The organism is Micromonospora sp. CPCC 205546, from assembly GCF_036902715.1.
Classification (GTDB): domain Bacteria; phylum Actinomycetota; class Actinomycetes; order Mycobacteriales; family Micromonosporaceae; genus Micromonospora.
In genome coordinates this window covers 13,582-32,186 of sequence record NZ_JBAKHL010000070.1, presented here as the reverse complement: position 1 = coordinate 32,186, position 18,605 = coordinate 13,582, and the positions used below count along the sequence as shown (strand labels likewise).

General features: G+C 75.5%; 3 protein-coding genes. All 3 read left to right on the top strand.

The window, feature by feature from the left end:
* On the top strand, window positions 1–2,549 hold a 2,549-nt coding region (locus V6U77_RS24795; protein ID WP_334609080.1), incomplete at its 5' end, for an SDR family NAD(P)-dependent oxidoreductase.
* 50 nt (window positions 2,550–2,599) lie between these two features.
* A complete protein-coding gene (locus tag V6U77_RS24790) occupies window positions 2,600–13,549 on the top strand; it encodes a type I polyketide synthase (protein ID WP_334609079.1) in 10,950 nt (3,649 codons plus the stop codon).
* 36 nt (window positions 13,550–13,585) lie between these two features.
* A complete protein-coding gene (locus tag V6U77_RS24785) occupies window positions 13,586–18,580 on the top strand; it encodes a type I polyketide synthase (RefSeq protein WP_334609078.1) in 4,995 nt (1,664 codons plus the stop codon).
* Window positions 18,581–18,605: the final 25 nt, after the last annotated feature.

Sequence of the window (18,605 nt, the reverse complement as noted above, 5' to 3'; positions counted from 1 at the left end):
CCGGGGACTGGGTCGACCCGGCGTCGATGACGGCGGACTACTGGTACGACAACCTGCGGCAGACCGTGCAGTTCGACCCGGCCGTCCGCGTGGCGGTGGCCGCGGGTCACACGACGTTCGTGGAGATCAGCCCGCATCCGGTGTTGACGATGCCGGTGACGGCGATCCTGGACGACAGCGGTGTCACCGGGCACACGCTGGGCAGCCTGCGCAGGGGTGACGACGACGCGACGCGGCTGCTGACGAACCTCGCCACCGCCCACGCGGTCGGCCTGCCCGTCGACCTGACGACCGTCCTCGCCGAGACCGACATCGTGGCGCTGCCCACCTACGCCTTCGACCGCAGCCGCTTCTGGCCCACCGCGGCGACCGGGCAGGGCGGCGTCGAGGAGGCCCCGAGCGGCGTCGACTCGGCGTTCTGGGCGGCCATCGAACGCGAGGACCTGGCCGCGCTCGCGGAACTCACCGAGCAGGACGCCACGGAATCCCTGGAACGGCTGGGCGCCGCCCTGCCGGTGCTCGCCTCCTGGCGGCGCCAGCAGCGCAACCGGTCCAGCCTGGACGACCTGCGGTACCGCAGCGTCTGGCAGCCGTACACGGGGACGCCCGTCAGCTTCCTCCCCGGCGCCTGGTGGGTGATCGCCGACGAGCGGCACCCGGAGGAGGGCGAGGCCGCCGTCGCCGAGCTGACCCGCCGGGGCGCCGACGTCCGGCTGGTGGCGTTGCCGGAGGACCTGACCGATCGGGCCGCCCTCGCCGCGCACCTGAGCGGCGCCACCCGCACCGCCGACGGCGAACCGGCCCCGGCGGACGGGGTGCTGTCGCTGCTCGCCCTCGCCGACGGCGCGGTCGACGACACCCAGCCGGTGCCGCCGTTCCTCGCCCGCTCGCTCGCGCTGATCCAGGCGCTCGGCGACCTCGACGTCGCCGCGCCGCTGTGGTGCGTCACCCGGGGCGCCGCCGGCACCACCCGGGGCGGAACGCCCGGCCGGCCGGAGCAGTCGCTGCTCTGGGGCCTCGGTCGGGTCGTCGCCCTCGAACACCCCGAGCGGTGGGGCGGCCTGGTCGACGTCCCGGCCACCCTGGACGACCACGGCTGGGACCTGCTCTGCGCCGCCCTCGCCGGCCTCGACGGCGAGGACCAGCTCGCGGTCGACGGCGCCACCATCCTCGTACGCCGACTGGTGCGCTCGCCCGGCGGCGAGGCGGCCACCGACGACGCCGGCTACCCGGGCACGACCCTGGTCACCGGAGGCACCGGCGCGCTCGGCGCGGAGGTGGCCCGCTGGCTGGCCGCCCGGGGCGCCGAGCACCTGATGCTCGTCAGCCGCCGCGGCGCGGACGCCCCCGGGGCCAGCGAGCTGGTCCGGGAGCTGGCCGGGACGGGCACCCGGGTGACCGTCGCGGCCTGCGACGTGGCCGACCGGGCGGCGCTGGCCAAGCTGCTCGACGAGGTGCCCGCCGACGCGCCGCTGACCAGCGTGGTGCACGCGGCCGGCGTCCTGGAGGACGGGGTGCTCGACGGCCTCACCGCCGACCGCCTCGCCACCGTCCTGCGACCCAAGGTGCTCGGCGCCCTGCACCTGCACGAGCTGACCGTCGGCCGGGAACTGCGCGCCTTCGTGCTGTTCTCCGCGATGGCCGGCCAGCTCGGCGCCGCCGGGCAGGGCAGCTACGCCGCCGCCAACGCCTACCTCGACGCTCTCGCCGAGCAGCGGCACCGGCAGGGCCTGCCGGCCACGTCGGTCGCCTGGGGTCCCTGGTCGGCGGGCGGCATGGCCACCACCGACCAGGCCGTGGAGGAGCGCCGCCGGCGCACCGGCGTGGCCCGCCTCGACACGGGGCCCGCGCTCACGGCGCTCGCGCAGTGCGTCGCGCGGGGCGAGCCGGCGACGATGGTGGCCGGCATCGACTGGGCCCGCTACGTGCCCGGGTTCGTCGCCGTGCGGCCCAGCCCGCTCATCGCGGGCGTCGCCGAGGCGCGCCGGGCCGTCGCCGAGCGGGCCGAGGACACCGGCGTCTCCGCGGAGTCCCTCGCCGCGCTGCTCGCCGGGCAGACCGACGCCGACCGACGCAAGACCCTGCTGGAGCTGGTACGCGGGCAGGCCGCCGCGGTGCTCGGGCACGCCTCGATGGACGCCGTGGAGCCGGACCGGGCGTTCCGGGAACTCGGCTTCGACTCGCTGACCGCCGTGGAGCTGCGCAACCGGCTCACCGCGGCGACCGGCGTCCGGCTGCCCGCCACGGTCGTCTTCGACTACCCGACCGCCGCCGGGCTGGCCGAGTACGTGCGGGCCGCGGTCGTCGACGGCGGCGTGGTCGGGGTCGCCCCCGTCTTCGGCGAGCTGGACAGGTTGGAAGCGGCGCTCTCCGGCTCGGCGCCGGACCGGAGCGCCCGGATTCGGATCACCGAGCGGCTGCGGGCGCTGCTGGCCTCCCTCAACGAGGCCGACGCGCCGGCGGACGGCGACACCGTCGCCGAGAAGCTCCAGGACGCGACGCCGGACGAGGTCTTCGACTTCATCGACCGCGAGCTGGGGATGTCCTGACGTGATCGCTGCTGCTGCGACGACGGGTCAACACAAGGAGTGCGCGGTCCATGGCTGACGAGGCGAAGCTTCTCGACTACCTCAAGCGGGTCACCGCTGACCTGCACCAGGTGCGCCAGCGCCTGCGCGAGGTGGAGGCCGGTGAACAGGAACCGGTCGCCATCGTCTCCATGAGCTGCCGCTTCCCGGGCGGGGTGCGCTCGCCCGAGGACCTGTGGGAGGTGGTCGCGTCCGGCCGGGACGTGGTCTCCGACTTCCCCACCGACCGCGGCTGGGACCTCGGGTCGCTCTACGACAGCGACCCGGAGCAGAGCGGCACGTCGTACACGCGGCAGGGTGGCTTCGTCCACGACCTGGCCGACTTCGACCCGGGCTTCTTCGCGATCTCCCCCCGGGAGGCGCTCGCGATGGACCCGCAGCAGCGCTGGCTGCTGGAGGCCTCGTGGGAGGCCCTGGAGCGGGCCGGCATCGACCCGCACTCGCTGCGCGGCAGCCGCACCGGCGTCTTCGCCGGCAGCACCGGCCAGGACTACGGCACCGTGCTCATGGGTGCCGCGCAGGGCCTGGAAGGCCACCTGATGACCGGCAACGCCGGCAGCGTGGTCTCCGGCCGGATCGCCTACACCTTCGGGCTGGAGGGGCCGGCGGTCACCATCGACACCGCCTGCTCGTCCTCGCTGGTCGCCCTGCACCTCGCCGGGCAGGCGCTGCGGCAGCGGGAGTGCACGCTGGCCCTCGTCGCCGGGGTCACCGCCATGTGCACGCCGGCCGCCTTCGTCGAGTTCTCCCGCCAGCGCGGCCTCGCCGCCGACGGCCGGTGCAAGGCGTTCGCCGCCGCCGCCGACGGGACCGGCTGGTCCGAGGGCGTCGGCGTCCTGCTGCTGGAGCGGCTGTCGGACGCGCAGCGCAACGGCCACCCGATCCTCGCCGTGGTGCGGGGCAGCGCGGTCAACCAGGACGGCGCCTCCAACGGCCTGAGCGCCCCGAACGGGCCGTCGCAGCAGCGGGTGATCCAGCAGGCCCTGGCCAACGCCGGTCTCGCCGCCGGCGGCGTGGACGTGGTCGAGGCGCACGGCACGGGCACGCGGCTCGGCGACCCGATCGAGGCGCAGGCGCTGCTGGCCACGTACGGGCAGGACCGGGGCGATGCCGCGCCGCTGCTGCTCGGCTCGGTGAAGTCGAACATCGGCCACGCCCAGGCCGCCGCCGGCGTGGCCGGTGTGATCAAGATGGTGATGGCGATGCGGCACGGCGTCGTGCCGCCCACCCTGCACGTGGACGAGCCGACCCCCGAGGTCGACTGGTCGGCCGGCGAGGTCTCGCTGGTGACCGAGGCGACGCCGTGGCCGGCGGCGGGCCGGCCGCGCCGCTCGGCGGTCTCCTCGTTCGGGGTGTCCGGCACCAACGCGCACACCATCCTGGAGCAGGCCCCCGAGCCCCAGCCGCCCGCGTCGGCCGCCGCGCCGGTGGTCGAGCGGCCGGTCGTGCCGGTGCCGGTGTCGGCCCGGGACGCGGCCGGCCTCGCCGCGCAGGCCGCCCGCTGGGCGGCCCGGCTGGCCGCCGACGAGACCCTGCGGCCTCTGGACGTGGCCTTCTCGTCGGTCACCTCGCGATCCACCCTGGACCACCGCGCCGTGGTCACCGCGACCGGCCGCGAGGACCTGCTGGCCGGGCTGCGCGCCCTCGCCGCCGGCGACCCGTCGGGCGCGGTCGTCAGGGGCCAGGCCGGCGGCCGGGGCGCGCTCGCGGTGCTCTTCTCGGGTCAGGGCGCGCAGCGCGCCGGCATGGGTCGGGAGTTGTCCGCCGGGTTCCCGGTGTTCGCCGCGGCGCTGGACGAGGTGTGCGGTCATCTGGATGCGTTGCTGCCGCGTCCGTTGCGGGAGGTGCTGTTCGCGGAGGCGGGCGCCCCGGAGGCGGAGCTGCTGGACCAGACGGTGTTCACGCAGGCGGGTCTGTTCGCGGTCGAGGTGGCGCTGTTCCGGCTGGTGGAGTCGTTCGGTGTCGTGCCGGAGTTCGTGGGTGGGCACTCGATCGGTGAGGTCACCGCGGCGCATGTGGCGGGGGTGTTGTCCCTGGCGGACGCGGCGGCGTTGGTGGCGGCGCGGGGTCGGCTGATGCAGGCGCTGCCCACGGGCGGCGGGATGCTGGCCGTCGCCGCGACCGAGGAGGCGGTGGCCGAGTCGATCACGGCCCTGGCCGGCCGGGTCGGCGTCGCGGCGGTGAACGGGCCGGCCTCGGTGGTGGTCTCCGGCGCCGTGGACGCGCTCGACGAGGTGGAGCGGGTCTGGCGGGAGCGGGGCGTACGCACGCGCCGGCTCACGGTGAGCCACGCGTTCCACAGTCCGTTGATGGAGCCGATGCTCGGCGAGTTTCGGGCCGTCCTCGACGGGTTGTCGTTCTCCGCGTCGTCGCTGCCGATCGTGTCGAACGTGACCGGGGCGCTCGCCGGTGACGAGATCCGCACGGCCGACTACTGGGTGCGTCACGTGCGCGAGGCCGTGCGCTTCGCCGACGGGGTCACCGCGCTGCGCGACGCGGGCGTGGACACGTTCCTGGAGATCGGCCCGCAGAGCGTGCTGACCGCGATGGCGGCGGACATCCTGCCCGGCGACGACGCTGTGCTGGCCGTCGCCGCGCAACGCAAGGACCGGCCCGAGGCGCACGGGCTGCTGGCCGGGCTGGCCGAGCTGCACGCGCACGGGGTGGCGGTGGACTGGCGGCCGTGGTTCGCCGACACCGGCGCCCGGCGGGTGGACCTGCCCACGTACGCCTTCCAGCACCAGCGCTACTGGCCCGAGGCGGGGGCCGGGTGGACCGGCGACGTCACCGCGGTCGGCCTGCGGCCCGCGCAGCACCCACTGCTCGGGGCCGCCGTCGGCGTCGCGCACGCCGAGGGCTTCCTGTTCACCGGCCGGCTGGCCCGGCGTACCCACCCGTGGATCTGTGACCACGTCGTCTTCGACACCGTGCTGCTGCCCGGCACCGGCTTCGTCGAACTCGCCCTGCAGGCCGGCGCGCACGTCGGCGCGGACCACGTCCGCGAACTCACCCTGGAGTCGCCGCTGATCCTGCCCGAGTCCGGGGGCGTGGACATCCAGCTCTGGATCGGCCCGGCGGACGAGACCGGGTGCCGGTCCGTGTCGCTGCACTCCGCCCAGGACGGCGAACCGGCCGAGGGCGCCGGCGAGCGGGCCTGGACCCGCAACGCCAGCGGCGTGCTGGCCAGCGGCCCCGCCGCCCCGAGCGGCCCCGCCGGCTGGTCCGACCTGACCACCTGGCCGCCGTCCGGCGCGACCGAGATCGGCACCGACGACCTCTACCTCAACCTCGCCGCCCAGGGCTACGACTACGGCCCGTCGTTCATCGCCCTGCGCTCCGCGTGGCGGCGCGGCGACGACCTCTTCGCCGAGCTGGCGCTGCCCGAGGCCCCCGCCGCCGAGGCCGGCGGGTACGGCCTGCACCCGGCGCTGCTCGACGCGGCGCTGCACACCCTCGGCCTGACCACGCCGGCCGGGGAGCCCTCCGGGGCGGACATGCCCCCCGGGTACGGTCGGCTGCCGTTCTCCTGGAACGACGTCGCCCTGCACGGGGCAGGGGCCGCCGCCGCCCGGGTCCGGGTCACGCACACCGGTCCCGACAGCATCTCGCTGCTGCTCACCGACGTCACCGGCGCGCCCGTCATCTCCGTCGGCTCCCTCGTCCTGCGGCCGGTCTCCGCCGACCAGCTCCGCACCGCCGGGGGCGGCGGCACCGAGTCGCTGTTCCGGGTGGAGTGGGCCCCGCTCGCGCTGCCCGCCGGCCCGTCCACCGTCGACTGGGCGGTGGTCGGCGACGCGGCGGCGCTCACCGACGCGGTCGCGGCCACCGGCACGGCCGTGACGGCGTACGCCGACCTGACCGCCCTGGCCACGGCCATGGACGACGGGACGGACGCCCCCGGCGTGCTCGTCGTGCCGTTCCTCGACCCGCCCGCGTCGGCGGACGTCCCCCGGGCCGTCGCCGAGGTGACCCACCGGGCGCTCGCCGTGCTCCAGCAGTTCCTCGCCGACGACCGCTACACGGCCTCCCGGCTGGTGGTGCTGACCTCAGGCGCGGTCGCCACCGAATGGGACACCGACCTGACCGACCTGGCCGGCGCCGCCGTGATCGGCCTGCTCCGCTCCGCCCAGTCGGAGAACCCCGACCGGTTCGTGCTGGTCGACGTCGACGACGTCGCCGGCTGCGCCGCCGCGCTCGTCCCGGCCGTCGCGACCGACGAGCCGCAGGTCGTGATCCGGGCGGGCGTCGCCGCCGGCGCCCGGCTCACCCGGGTCCCCGCGCCGACCGAGCCGCCGGCCGTCCCGTTCGACGGGGACGGCACCGTCCTGATCACCGGCGCGACCGGCACCCTCGGCCAGCTGATGAGCCGGCACCTGGTGGACACGTACGGCGTCCGGCACCTGATCCTCACCAGCCGGCGCGGCCGCGCCGCCGGGGGCGTCGCGGAGCTCTGCGCCGAGTTGGAGGCGCTCGGCGTGAGCGTCACCGTCGCCGCCTGCGACGTCGCCGACCGCGCCGCCGTGGCCGAGCTGCTGGCCGGCATCCCGGCGGAGCACCCGCTCACCGCCGTGATCCACGCCGCCGGCGTCCGCGACGACGGCGTCATCTCCTCGCTCACCCCCGAGCGGATGGACGGTGTGCTGCGGCCCAAGGTCGACGCCGCCTGGCACCTGCACGAGCTGACCGCCGAGCTCGACCTGAAGGCGTTCGTCTCGTACTCCTCCCTCGCCGCCACCGCCGGCGGCCCGGGCCAGGGCAACTACGCCGCCGCCAACGCGTTCCTCGACGGGCTGGCCCAGCACCGCAAGGCGCGCGGCCTCGCCGCCCTCACCCTCGCCTGGGGCCTCTGGGCCGACCGCAGCGGCATGACCACCGAGCTGGACGACGTCCACCTCAACCGGATCTCCCGCTCCGGCGTCGCCGCGATGGAGGCCGAGGAGGGGCTCGCCCTCTTCGACGCGGCCTGCCGCACCACGGACGCCGCGCTCGTCCCGGCCCGGCTGGACCTCGCCGCGATGAAGGTCCAGTTCGCCGGTGGGAGCATCCCGCCGCTGTACCGCGCGCTGATCCGCATGCCCGCGCGCGCCGCCGCGGCCGCCACCGGTGCCTCGCTGGTGCAGCAGCTCGCCGGGCTCGGCGAGTCCGAGCGGGCCGCCGCGCTCATCGAGATCGTCCGGGGGCAGGCCGCCGCCGTGCTCGGCTACCCCGACCCGGCGGCCATCGAGCCGCGCCGGGCGTTCAGCGAGTTCGGCTTCGACTCGCTCACCGCCGTGGAGATGCGCAACCGGCTCAACAACGCCTTCGGGATGCGGCTGCCGGCCACCCTCGTCTTCGACTACCCGACCCCGCACGACCTGGCGGCCTTCCTGGGTACGGAGATCGCCGGCACCCCGGTTCCCGTGCGGCCCGCGACCCCCACCGTGTCGGTCGGTGACGACGAGCCCCTCGCGATCATCGGCATGGCCTGCCGGCTGCCCGGCGGGGTGTTCTCGCCCGACGACCTGTGGCGGCTGGTGGTCGACGGCGTCGACGCGATCAGCGACCTGCCGACCGACCGCGGTTGGGACCTCGACAGCCTCTACAGCCCCGACCCGGACGCCCCCGGCACCTTCTACGCCCGCGGCGGCGGCTTCCTCAGCGGCGTGGACAAGTTCGACCCCGGCTTCTTCGGCATCTCGCCCCGCGAGGCCCTGGCCATGGACCCGCAGCAGCGGCTGCTGCTGGAGACCACCTGGGAGTCCTTCGAGTCCGCCGGCATCGACCCCACCGACGTACGGGGCAGCAGCACCGGCGTCTTCGTCGGCACCAGCGGCCAGGACTACGGCTCGCTGCTCGCGTACTCGCCGGAGGCCGCCGAGGGCTACATGCTGACCGGGATGACCAGCAGCGTCATCTCCGGCCGGGTGGCGTACACGTTCGGGCTGGAAGGCCCGGCGGTGTCGCTGGACACGGCCTGCTCGTCCTCGCTGGTCGCGCTGCACTGGGCCGGCCAGGCGCTGCGGCGCGGCGAGTGCGACATGGCGCTGGCCGGCGGCGTCATGGTGATGGCCACCCCGACCGCGTTCGTCGAGTTCTCCCGGCAGCGCGGACTGGCCGCCGACGGCCGGTGCAAGTCCTTCGCCGCGTCCGCCGACGGCACCGGCTGGTCCGAGGGCGTCGGCATGCTGCTCGTGCAGCGGCTCTCCGACGCGCGCCGGCAGGGCCGGACGGTGTACGCGGTGGTGCGCGGCTCCGCCATCAACCAGGACGGCGCCTCGAACGGGCTGACGGCGCCGAACGGCCCGTCGCAGCAGCGGGTGATCCGCCAGGCCCTCGCCTCGGCGCGGCTCTCCACGGCCGACGTCGACGTGGTCGAGGCGCACGGCACCGGCACGACACTGGGCGACCCCATCGAGGCGCAGGCGCTGCTCGCCACGTACGGGCGGGAACGGCCCGCCGACCGGCCGCTGCTGCTCGGCTCGATCAAGTCGAACATCGGCCACGCGCAGGCCGCCGCCGGCGTCGCCGGTGTGATCAAGATGGTGCAGGCCATCCGGCACGGCATGGTGCCGGCGACGCTGCACGTGGACGAGCCGTCGCCGCACATCGACTGGACCTCCGGCGCGGTGGAACTCGCCACGGAGTCGCGGCCGTGGCCGGCGGTGGAGCGCCCGCGCCGGGCGGCGGTGTCGTCGTTCGGCATCTCCGGCACGAACGCCCACGTGATCATCGAGCAGGCCGACGAGCCGCAGGCCGTGGCCCCCGCCGAGCCCGCCCTGGGACTCGTGGCCGCCGACGTCGTGGCATGGCCGCTGTCGGCGCGGTCGAAGGGCGCCCTGTCCGGTCAGGCGGCCCGCCTGGCGGAGTACGTGCGTGGGCGCGGCGAGGTCGATCCGGCGGCGGTGGGCTGGTCCCTCGCGACCACCCGGTCCGTGTTCGACCAGCGCGCCGCCGTGGTCGCCTCGACCGTCGAGGACCTGCTGGCGGGGCTCGACGCCCTGGCGTCCGGCTCGCCGGCCGGCAACGTGGTCGCCGGCACGGTCGCGTCCCATGGCGCGGGTGCGGTGTTCGTGTTCCCGGGTCAGGGTGCGCAGTCGGCGCGGATGGCGGCGGGGCTGGTGGGTCGTACGCCGGTGTTCGACGCGCGGCTGGCGGAGTGCCAGCGGGCCCTGGCGCCGTACCTGGACGTGGATCTGGTGTCGGTGTTGACCGGGGACGACGAGTCGTGGCTGGCGCGGGTCGAGGTCGTGCAGCCGGTGCTGTGGGCCGTCGGCGTCGCGTTGGCGGCCGTGTGGCAGCACGCGGGGGTGTCCCCGGCCGCCGTGATCGGCCACTCGCAGGGCGAGATCGGTGCCGCGTGCGTGGCGGGCATCCTCAGCCTGGAGGACGCGGCGAAGGCGGTGGCCCTGCGGTCGCGGGCGCTGACGGTGCTGCGGGGCACCGGCACCATGGCCTCGATCGACCTCTCCGCCGAGGCGGTCGCCGAGCGGCTGCCGGCCTTCCCCGGCGTGGGCGTCGCGGCGGTCAACGGCCCGTCGATCGTCGTGGTGTCCGGACCGCCGCAGCCGGTCGCCGACCTCGTCGAGGCGTGCCAGGCCGACGGGGTGCGGGCCCGGTTGATCCCGGTGGACTACGCGTCGCACTCGGCGGCCGTGCAGGACGTCGCGGAGCAGCTCCGCGCCGACCTGGCCGACGTCACCCCCCGGCAGGGGCACATCCGGCTGGTCTCGACGTTGACCGGGGACTGGGTCGACCCGGCGTCGATGACGGCGGACTACTGGTACGACAACCTGCGGCAGACCGTGCGCTTCGACGCGGCCGTCCGCGTGGCGGTCGCCGCGGGTCACACGACGTTCATCGAGATCAGCCCGCATCCGGTGTTGACGATGCCGGTGACGGCGATCCTCGACGACGCGGGCGTCACCGGTCACACCCTGGGCAGCCTGCGCAGGGGCGACGACGACGCGACGCGGCTGCTGACGAACCTCGCCACCGCCCACACCATCGGCCTGCCCGTCGACCTGACGACGGTCCTCGCCGAGACCGACATCGTGGCGCTGCCCACGTACGCCTTCGACCACCAGCGGTACTGGGTCGAGCCGCCGCTGCACCGGGCGCAGGACGTCAGCTCCGCCGGCCTCCAGGACGCCGGGCACCCGCTGCTCAGCGCCACGCTGACCTTCCCCGACAGCGAGCGGATGGTCTTCACCGGGCGGCTGTCGGTGCGTACCCACCCGTGGCTCGGCGAGCACCGGGTGATGGACAACATCCTGCTGCCCGGCACCGCCTTCGTGGAGCTCGCCACGTACGCCGGTGAGCAGGCCGGCTGCCCGACGGTGGAGGAGCTGACCCTGCTCGCCCCGCTCGTCCTGCCCGAACTCGGCGCCCTCCAGGTGCAGCTGATGGTCGGTGACCGGGACGACGACGGGCGGCGCACCGTCCAGCTCTACTCCCGGCCCTACCGGGACGGCTCCGACGAGATCCTGGCCGACGTCGCCTGGACCTGCCACGCCACCGGTCTGCTCGGCCCGCAGCCGGCCGACGCCGCGCCCGCCTTCGACCTGGGGGTGTGGCCGCCGCCCGGCGCGACGCGCGTCGAGGCCGACGACTTCTACTCGGGCATCGAGGCGACCGTCTTCGGGTACGGCCCGGCGTTCCGCGGCCTGCGCGCCGCGTGGACCCGCGACGACGAGGTCTTCGCCGAGGTCGAGCTGCCCGCCGACCACCACGCCGAGGCGGGCCGCTTCGGCGTGCACCCGGCGCTGCTGGACGGCGCGTTGCAGGCCATGTCGATCGGCGGCTTCCTCGGCCGGATGGGCGACGGCGCCGACGCCAGCGTGCCCCGCCTCCCGTTCGCCTGGACCGGCGTCTCCCTGCTCGCCGCCGGGGCCACCGCCCTGCGCGTACGCGTCGCGGCGGCCGGCGAGGTCGGCGTCTCCTTCCAGGTGGCCGACGCCACCGGCGCCCCGGTGCTGCACGTCGACTCGCTGATCATGCGCCGGGTCTCCGGCGACTCGCTCGGCGCGGCCCGTTCCGGCCGGCACGAGTCGCTGTTCCAGGTGGACTGGCCGGTGCTGCCGGTGCCCACCGGCCCCGTGCCGGCGGCGACCCGCTGGGTGGCGCTCGGCGACGACCTGGCCCTCAGCGCCGCCTGCGAGGCGGCCGGCGCCCGGGTGCGTGCCGACGTCGACCTCGACTCGCTGGGCGACCTGCTCGCCGGGGGTGAGCCGACGCCCGAGGCGGTGATCGTGCCGATCGGCGACGCCGGGGATCCGACGGACCCGGCGCTGGCCGGACAGGCGCGGGCCACCACGCACCGTACCCTCGCCGCGTTGCGGACCTGGCTCGCCGACGACCGGTTCGCCGAGTCCCGGCTGGTGCTGGTCACCCGCGACGCGGTCGCGGCGGGGGAGCAGCAGGTCGTCGACCTGCGCCAGGCTCCGGTCTGGGGCCTGCTGCGCACCGCGCAGCTCGAACACCCGGGCCGGTGCCAGCTCGTCGACCTCGACGACAGCCCGGACAACGCCGCCGTGCTGGCCGCCGCGATCGCCTCCGGCGAGCCGCAGCTCGCCGTGCGGGCCGGGCAGGTCCGCACGCCACGGCTCGGGCGGGTCCCGGCCGGGGTGGAGCCGCTGCCCGGCGGGATCGACCCGGACGGCACCGTGCTGATCACCGGCGGGACCGGCGTGCTCGGCCGCATCCTGGCCCGGCACCTCGCCACCACCCACGGCGTGCGGCACCTGCTGCTGGCCGGGCGGCGCGGCGCGGCGGCCGAGGGGATCGGCGACCTGGTCGACGAACTCGCCGGCACCGGTACCCGGGTGACCGTCGCGGCCTGCGACGCCGCCGACCCCGACGCCCTGTCGGCGCTGCTGGCCGGGGTGCCCGCCGCGCACCCGCTCACCGCCGTGGTGCACGCCGCCGGTGTCCTCGACGACGGCGTGCTGGAGTCGATGACCCCCGAGCGGGTGGACGCGGTCGCCGTGCCGAAGATCGACGCGGCGTGGCACCTGCACCGCCTCACGGCCGACGCGGACCTCGCGGCCTTCGTCCTGTTCTCCTCGGCGGCGGCCACCCTGGGCAGCGCCGGCCAGTCCAACTACGCGGCGTCGAACGCCTTCCTCGACGCCCTCGCGGCGCACCGCCGGGCCCGCGGGCTCGCCGGCATCTCGCTCGCGTGGGGCCTGTGGGAGGAGGCCAGCGGCATGACCGGTCACCTCGGCGACGACGACGTGCGGCGGATGGCCGAGCAGGGCGCCGCCGGGCTCGCCACCGAGCAGGCGCTGAGCCTCTTCGACGCGGCGTGGCGGCTCGACGCGGCGGCAGTGGTGCCGATGCGCCTGGACGTCGGGACGCTGCGCGGGCAGGCGGAGGCCGGCACCCTCGCGCCGATGCTGCGGGCCCTGGTCCGGGTGCCGATGCGGCGCTCGGTCGACGCCGCCGGCGCCCGCTCCGGCGGGGTGCAGCTCGGCCAGCGACTCGCCGGCCTGGCCGGCCCGGAGCGGCTCAAGGTGGTGCTCGACGTGGTACGGGCGAACATCGCCGCCGTCCTCGGCCACGCCGGCGCCGACGCCGTCGACCCGAACCGGCTCTTCACCGACCTGGGCTTCGACTCGCTCACCGCGGTCGACCTGCGCAACCGGCTCAACGGCCTGTCCGGGCTGCGGCTGCCGGCGACGCTGGTTTTCGACTACCCGACGCCGACCGCCCTCGCCGAGAAGCTGACCAGCGAGATCGCCGCCGACGCGGCGCCCTCCACCCAACCGCTCTTCCAGGGCATCGACACGGTCGAGAGCCTGCTCAACGCCATCCCGCTCGACCCGGCGGCCCGGGCCCGGTTCACCGCCCGGATGCAGGACCTGCTCGCCAAGGCGTCCGACCTGGCGGCGGGGCCCGCCGCCGAGCCGGACCGGCCCGACCTCGACTCGGCCAGCGACGACGAGATCTTCGACTTCATCAGCAAAGAGTTTGGAATCTCCTGAGATGACCAACCTTCCAATCGAGGCAGGTGCCCCCCGATGAGCGATGACAAGCTGCGGTACTTCCTCAAGCGGGTCACCGCCGACCTGCACGAGACCAAGCGCAAGCTGCAGACCGTCGAGGCACGCGACCAGGAACCCCTGGCCATCGTCTCGATGAGCTGCCGCTTCCCCGGTGGCGTCCGGTCGCCGGAGGACCTGTGGGAGCTTGTCGCCGACGGCCGGGACGCGCTCACCGAGTTCCCGGACGACCGGGGTTGGGACCTGGAGGCGCTCTACGACCCCGACCCGAACAAGCCGGGCAAGAGCTACACCCGCATCGGCGGGTTCCTCGACGGCGCCGGTGACTTCGACCCGTCCCTGTTCGGGATCTCCCCCCGTGAGGCCCTCGCGATGGACCCGCAGCAGCGGCTGCTGCTGGAGACGTCCTGGGAGGCCGTCGAGCGGGCCGGCATCGACCCGCTGTCGCTGCGCGGCAGCTCCACCGGTGTCTTCGTCGGGCTGAGCACCTCGAACTACGGCATGGGTCTGCCCAACGTGCCCGAGGGCGTCGACATGTACATCGGCACCGGGAACACCACCAGCGTCGCGTCCGGCCGGATCTCGTTCACGCTCGGCCTCAACGGCCCGGCCGTGACCGTGGACACCGCCTGCTCCTCCTCGCTGGTGGCCCTGCACCTCGCCGTGAACGCGCTGCGCCGCGGCGAGTGCGACCTGGCCATCGCCGGTGGCGTCACCGTGATGGTCACCCCCGGCGTGTTCGTCGTCTTCTCCCGGCAGCGCGGCATGTCCGTCGACGGCCGGTGCAGGGCGTTCGCCGCGGGCGCGGACGGCACCGGCTGGGGCGAGGGCGGCGGCGTGCTCGTCGTGGAGCGGCTGGCCGACGCCGAGCGCAACGGCCACCCGATCCTCGCCGTGATCCGGGGCAGCGCCCTCAACCAGGACGGCGCGTCCAACGGGCTCACCGCCCCGAACGGCCCCTCCCAGCAGCGGGTCATCCGGCAGGCCCTCGCCAACGCCCGGCTCGGCACCGCCGACGTCGACATGGTGGAGGCGCACGGCACCGGCACCACCCTCGGCGACCCGATCGAGGCGCAGGCGCTCATCGCCACGTACGGGCAGGACCGGCCGGCGGACCGGCCGCTCTGGTTGGGCTCGGTCAAGTCGAACATCGGCCACACCCAGAGCGCCGCCGGCGTCGCCGGGCTGGTCAAGATGGTGATGGCGCTGCGCAACGGCGTCATGCCGGAGACCCTGCATGTCGACGAGCCCTCCCCGCACGTGGACTGGACCGCCGGGGCGGTCTCCCTGCTCACCGAGTCCAAGCCGTGGCCGGAGCTGGACCGCCCCCGCCGCGGCGGCGTCTCCTCGTTCGGCGTGAGCGGCACCAACGCGCACGTGATCCTGGAGGAGTACCGCCCGCGCGTCGCCGACCCGATCGCCGTCGACGGCGAGGAGGCAGTCGAGGCCACCGCCGTCGCGCCCGCGCGACGCCCCGGCCTCGTCGCCTCGGACGTCACCGTCTGGCCGGTGTCGGCCCGGTCGAGGTCCGCCCTCGCCGGCCAGGCCGCCCGGCTCGCGCGGCACGTGCGCGAGCACGGCGACCTCGCCCCGGCGGCGATCGGCTGGTCGCTGGCCACCACCCGCTCGACGTTCGACCACCGCGCCGCCGTGGTCGGCCTCGGCACCGACGAACTGCTCGCCGGGCTGGACGCCCTCGCCGCCGGCCACCCGGCCGGCAACCTCGTCACCGGTACGGTCACCAGCGCCGGCGCCGGCCCCGTCTTCGTCTTCCCCGGCCAGGGCGCTCAGTCGGCGCGGATGGCCGCCGGCCTGGTCGGCCGTACGCCGGTGTTCGACGCGAAGCTGGCCGAGTGCCAGCGGGCCCTGGCGCCCCACCTGGACGTGGACCTCGTCTCGGTGCTGACCGGCGACGACGAGTCGTGGCTGGAGCGCGTCGAGGTCGTGCAGCCCGTGCTGTGGGCCGTCGGCATGGCGCTGGCGGCCGTGTGGCGCGCGGCGGGCGTCGTACCGGACGCGGTCGTCGGCCACTCGCAGGGCGAGATCGGCGCGGCGTGCGTGGCCGGCATCCTCACCCTGGAGGACGCGGCGCGGACCGTGGCGCTGCGCTCCCGCGCGCTCGCCGTGCTGCGCGGCACCGGCACGATGGCGTCGATCGACCTTTCCGCCGACGCCGTGGCCGAGCGGCTGCCGGCCTTCCCGGGCGTCGGGGTGGCGGCGGTCAACGGACCGTCCACCGTCGTGGTCTCCGGCCCGCCGCAGCCCGTGGCGGACCTCGTGGCGGCGTGCGAGGCCGAGGGCCTGCGCGCCCGGCTCATCCCGGTGGACTACGCCTCCCACTCGGAGGCCGTGCAGCAGGTCGCCGAGCAGCTGCGCGGCGACCTGGCCGACGTCACCCCGCAGGCCGGCCACACCCGGCTGGTCTCCACCCTCACCGGCGACTGGGTCGACCCCGCCTCGATGAGCGCCGACTACTGGTACGACAACCTGCGGCAGACGGTGCGCTTCGACGCCGCCGTCCGCGTCGCCGTCGCCGCCGGGCACACCACGTTCGTGGAGATCAGCCCCCACCCCGTGCTGACGATGCCGGTCACGGCCATCCTCGACGACACCGGCGCCACCGGCCACACCCTGGGCAGCCTGCGCCGCGGCGACGACGACGCGACCCGCCTGCTGACCAACCTCGCCACCGCCCACGCCATCGGCCTGCCCGTCGACCTGGCGGACGTCCTCGCCGAGACCGACGTGGCGCCGCTGCCCACGTACGCCTTCGACCACCAGCGGTTCTGGCTGGACGGCAGCGGCGGCCCCGACCTGGAGAGCCTGCTGCAGGGCGCGGCGGCCGACCCGAGCGACGCGAGCTTCTGGGCCGCCGTGGAGCGCGGGGACGTCACCGCCCTCGCCGAGACCATCGCCACCGAGGAGACCCCGGCGCACGAGGTCCTCGACGCGCTGCTGCCGGCCCTGCCGATGCTCACCTCCTGGCGCCGGCAGCGGCGCCGGCAGTCGGACATCGACAGCTGGCGCTACCAGGACACCTGGAAGCCGCTGACCGGCGTCCCCAACCGGGGCATGAGCGGCACCTGGGTCGTGGTCATGCCGACCGGCGACATCATCGAGCCCTGGCAGGACGCCTGCGTCGAGGCGCTCACGGCGGCCGGCGCGACCCTCGTCGAGGTTCCCGTCTCCACCCCCGACGTCGACCGCGACCAGTTCGGCAAGCTGCTGCAGGAGGCGCTCGCCGCCGCACCGGGCGGCGACGCCGCCGCCGAGGTGACCGGCGTGGTCTCGCTGCTCGCCTTCGACGAGCTGGCCCACCCGCTGCACCCGTCCGTGCCCGGTGGCTTCGCCGCCACCGTCGCGCTCTTCCAGGCCCTCGGCGACATCGGCCTGCGCGCGCCGATGTGGAGCGTCACCTCCGGCGCCGCGTCGGTCGGCATGGCCGACCTGCTGCGCTCCCCGGTGCAGTCGCTGGTCTGGGGCTTCGGCCGGGTCGCCGCGCTGGAGCACCCGGAGCGCTGGGGTGGTCTCGTGGACCTGCCCGAGGCCGTCGAGGAGCGCTGCGCCGACCTGCTGGTCGCGGCCCTCACCACCGCCGGGGAGGAGGACCAGATCGCGGTACGCCCCAGCGGCCTGCTCGCCCGCCGGCTCACCCGGGTCCCGCTCGGCGACAGCCAGCCCGCGAACCCGTGGCAGCCGTACGGCACGGCGCTGGTCACCGGCGGCACCGGCGCGCTCGGTGGACACGCCGCCCGCTGGCTGGCCCGCAGCGGTGTGGAGAACATCGTCGTCGTCAGCCGGCGGGGCATGGCCGCGCCGGGCGCGCAGCAGCTCGTCGACGACCTGACGGGGCTGGGCGCCCAGGCCACCGTCGTCGAGTGCGACGCCTCCGACCGCGACGCGCTGGCCGACCTGATCGACGCGATCCCCGCCGAGTACCCGCTCACCGCGGTCGTGCACGCCTCCGCCGTGCTCGACGACGCCATGATCAACGACATCCGCCCGGAGCAGATCGAGCGGGTGCTGCAGGCCAAGGTCGACGTCGCGTACAACCTGCACGAGCTGACCCTCGACCATGAGCTGTCGGCGTTCATCATGTTCTCGTCCTTCGCCGGCAGCGTGGCCAGCTCCGGCGTGGGCAACTACGCCCCGAGCAACGCGTTCCTCGACGCCCTCGCCCAGCACCGGCGAGGCCTCGGCCTGACCGCCACCTCCATCGCCTGGGGGGCGTGGGCCGGCGGCGGGATGGCCGACGGGCCGCTCGGCGAGCTGCTGCACCGCCACGGCGTACCCGAGATGACCCCCGAGGCCGCCATCGCCGCGCTGCACCAGGCCGTGGACCACGGCGAGGCGTTCCTCACCATCGCCGACATCGCCTGGGAACGGTTCTCCGTCGCTTTCACCGCCACCCGACCGGGCCCGCTGATCAGCGACCTGCCGGACGTGCGCCGGCTCGCCACGGCCGAGAAGGTGGCCAGCGTCGAGGCCGGCGACGGTCCGGAGTCGTTGCAGGACCGCCTCGCCGGGCTGCCCGCCGCCGACCGGCTCGCCGTGCTGCTCGGCCTGGTCCGCAGCCAGGTCGCCGCCGTGCTCAACTACCCGTCCGCCGAGTCGGTGGACGAGCACCGGGCGTTCCGGGAGCTGGGCTTCGACTCCGTCACCGCCGTCGAGCTGCGCAACCGGCTCGGTTCGGCCACCGGGGTGGCCCTGCCGGTCACCCTGGTCTTCGACTACCCGACGCCGACGACCCTGGCGGAGTACCTCTTCGCCGAGGTCGCCCACGACGACGTGGTCACCCCGACCGCCCTCCTCGACGATCTGGACCGGATCGCCGACAGCCTCGACGTGGTGGCACGGGACGAGGCCGCCCGGGTGCGGGCCACCGTACGCCTGCAGGCGATGCTCTCCCGCCTGGCCCAGGACAGCGGCGGCGCCGACATCGGCCGGCACCTCGACGACGCCACCGACGACGAACTGTTCGCGATGGTCGACAAGGACCTCGGCATCTCCTGACCCTCCAGCTCCAGCTCTCTCCCGT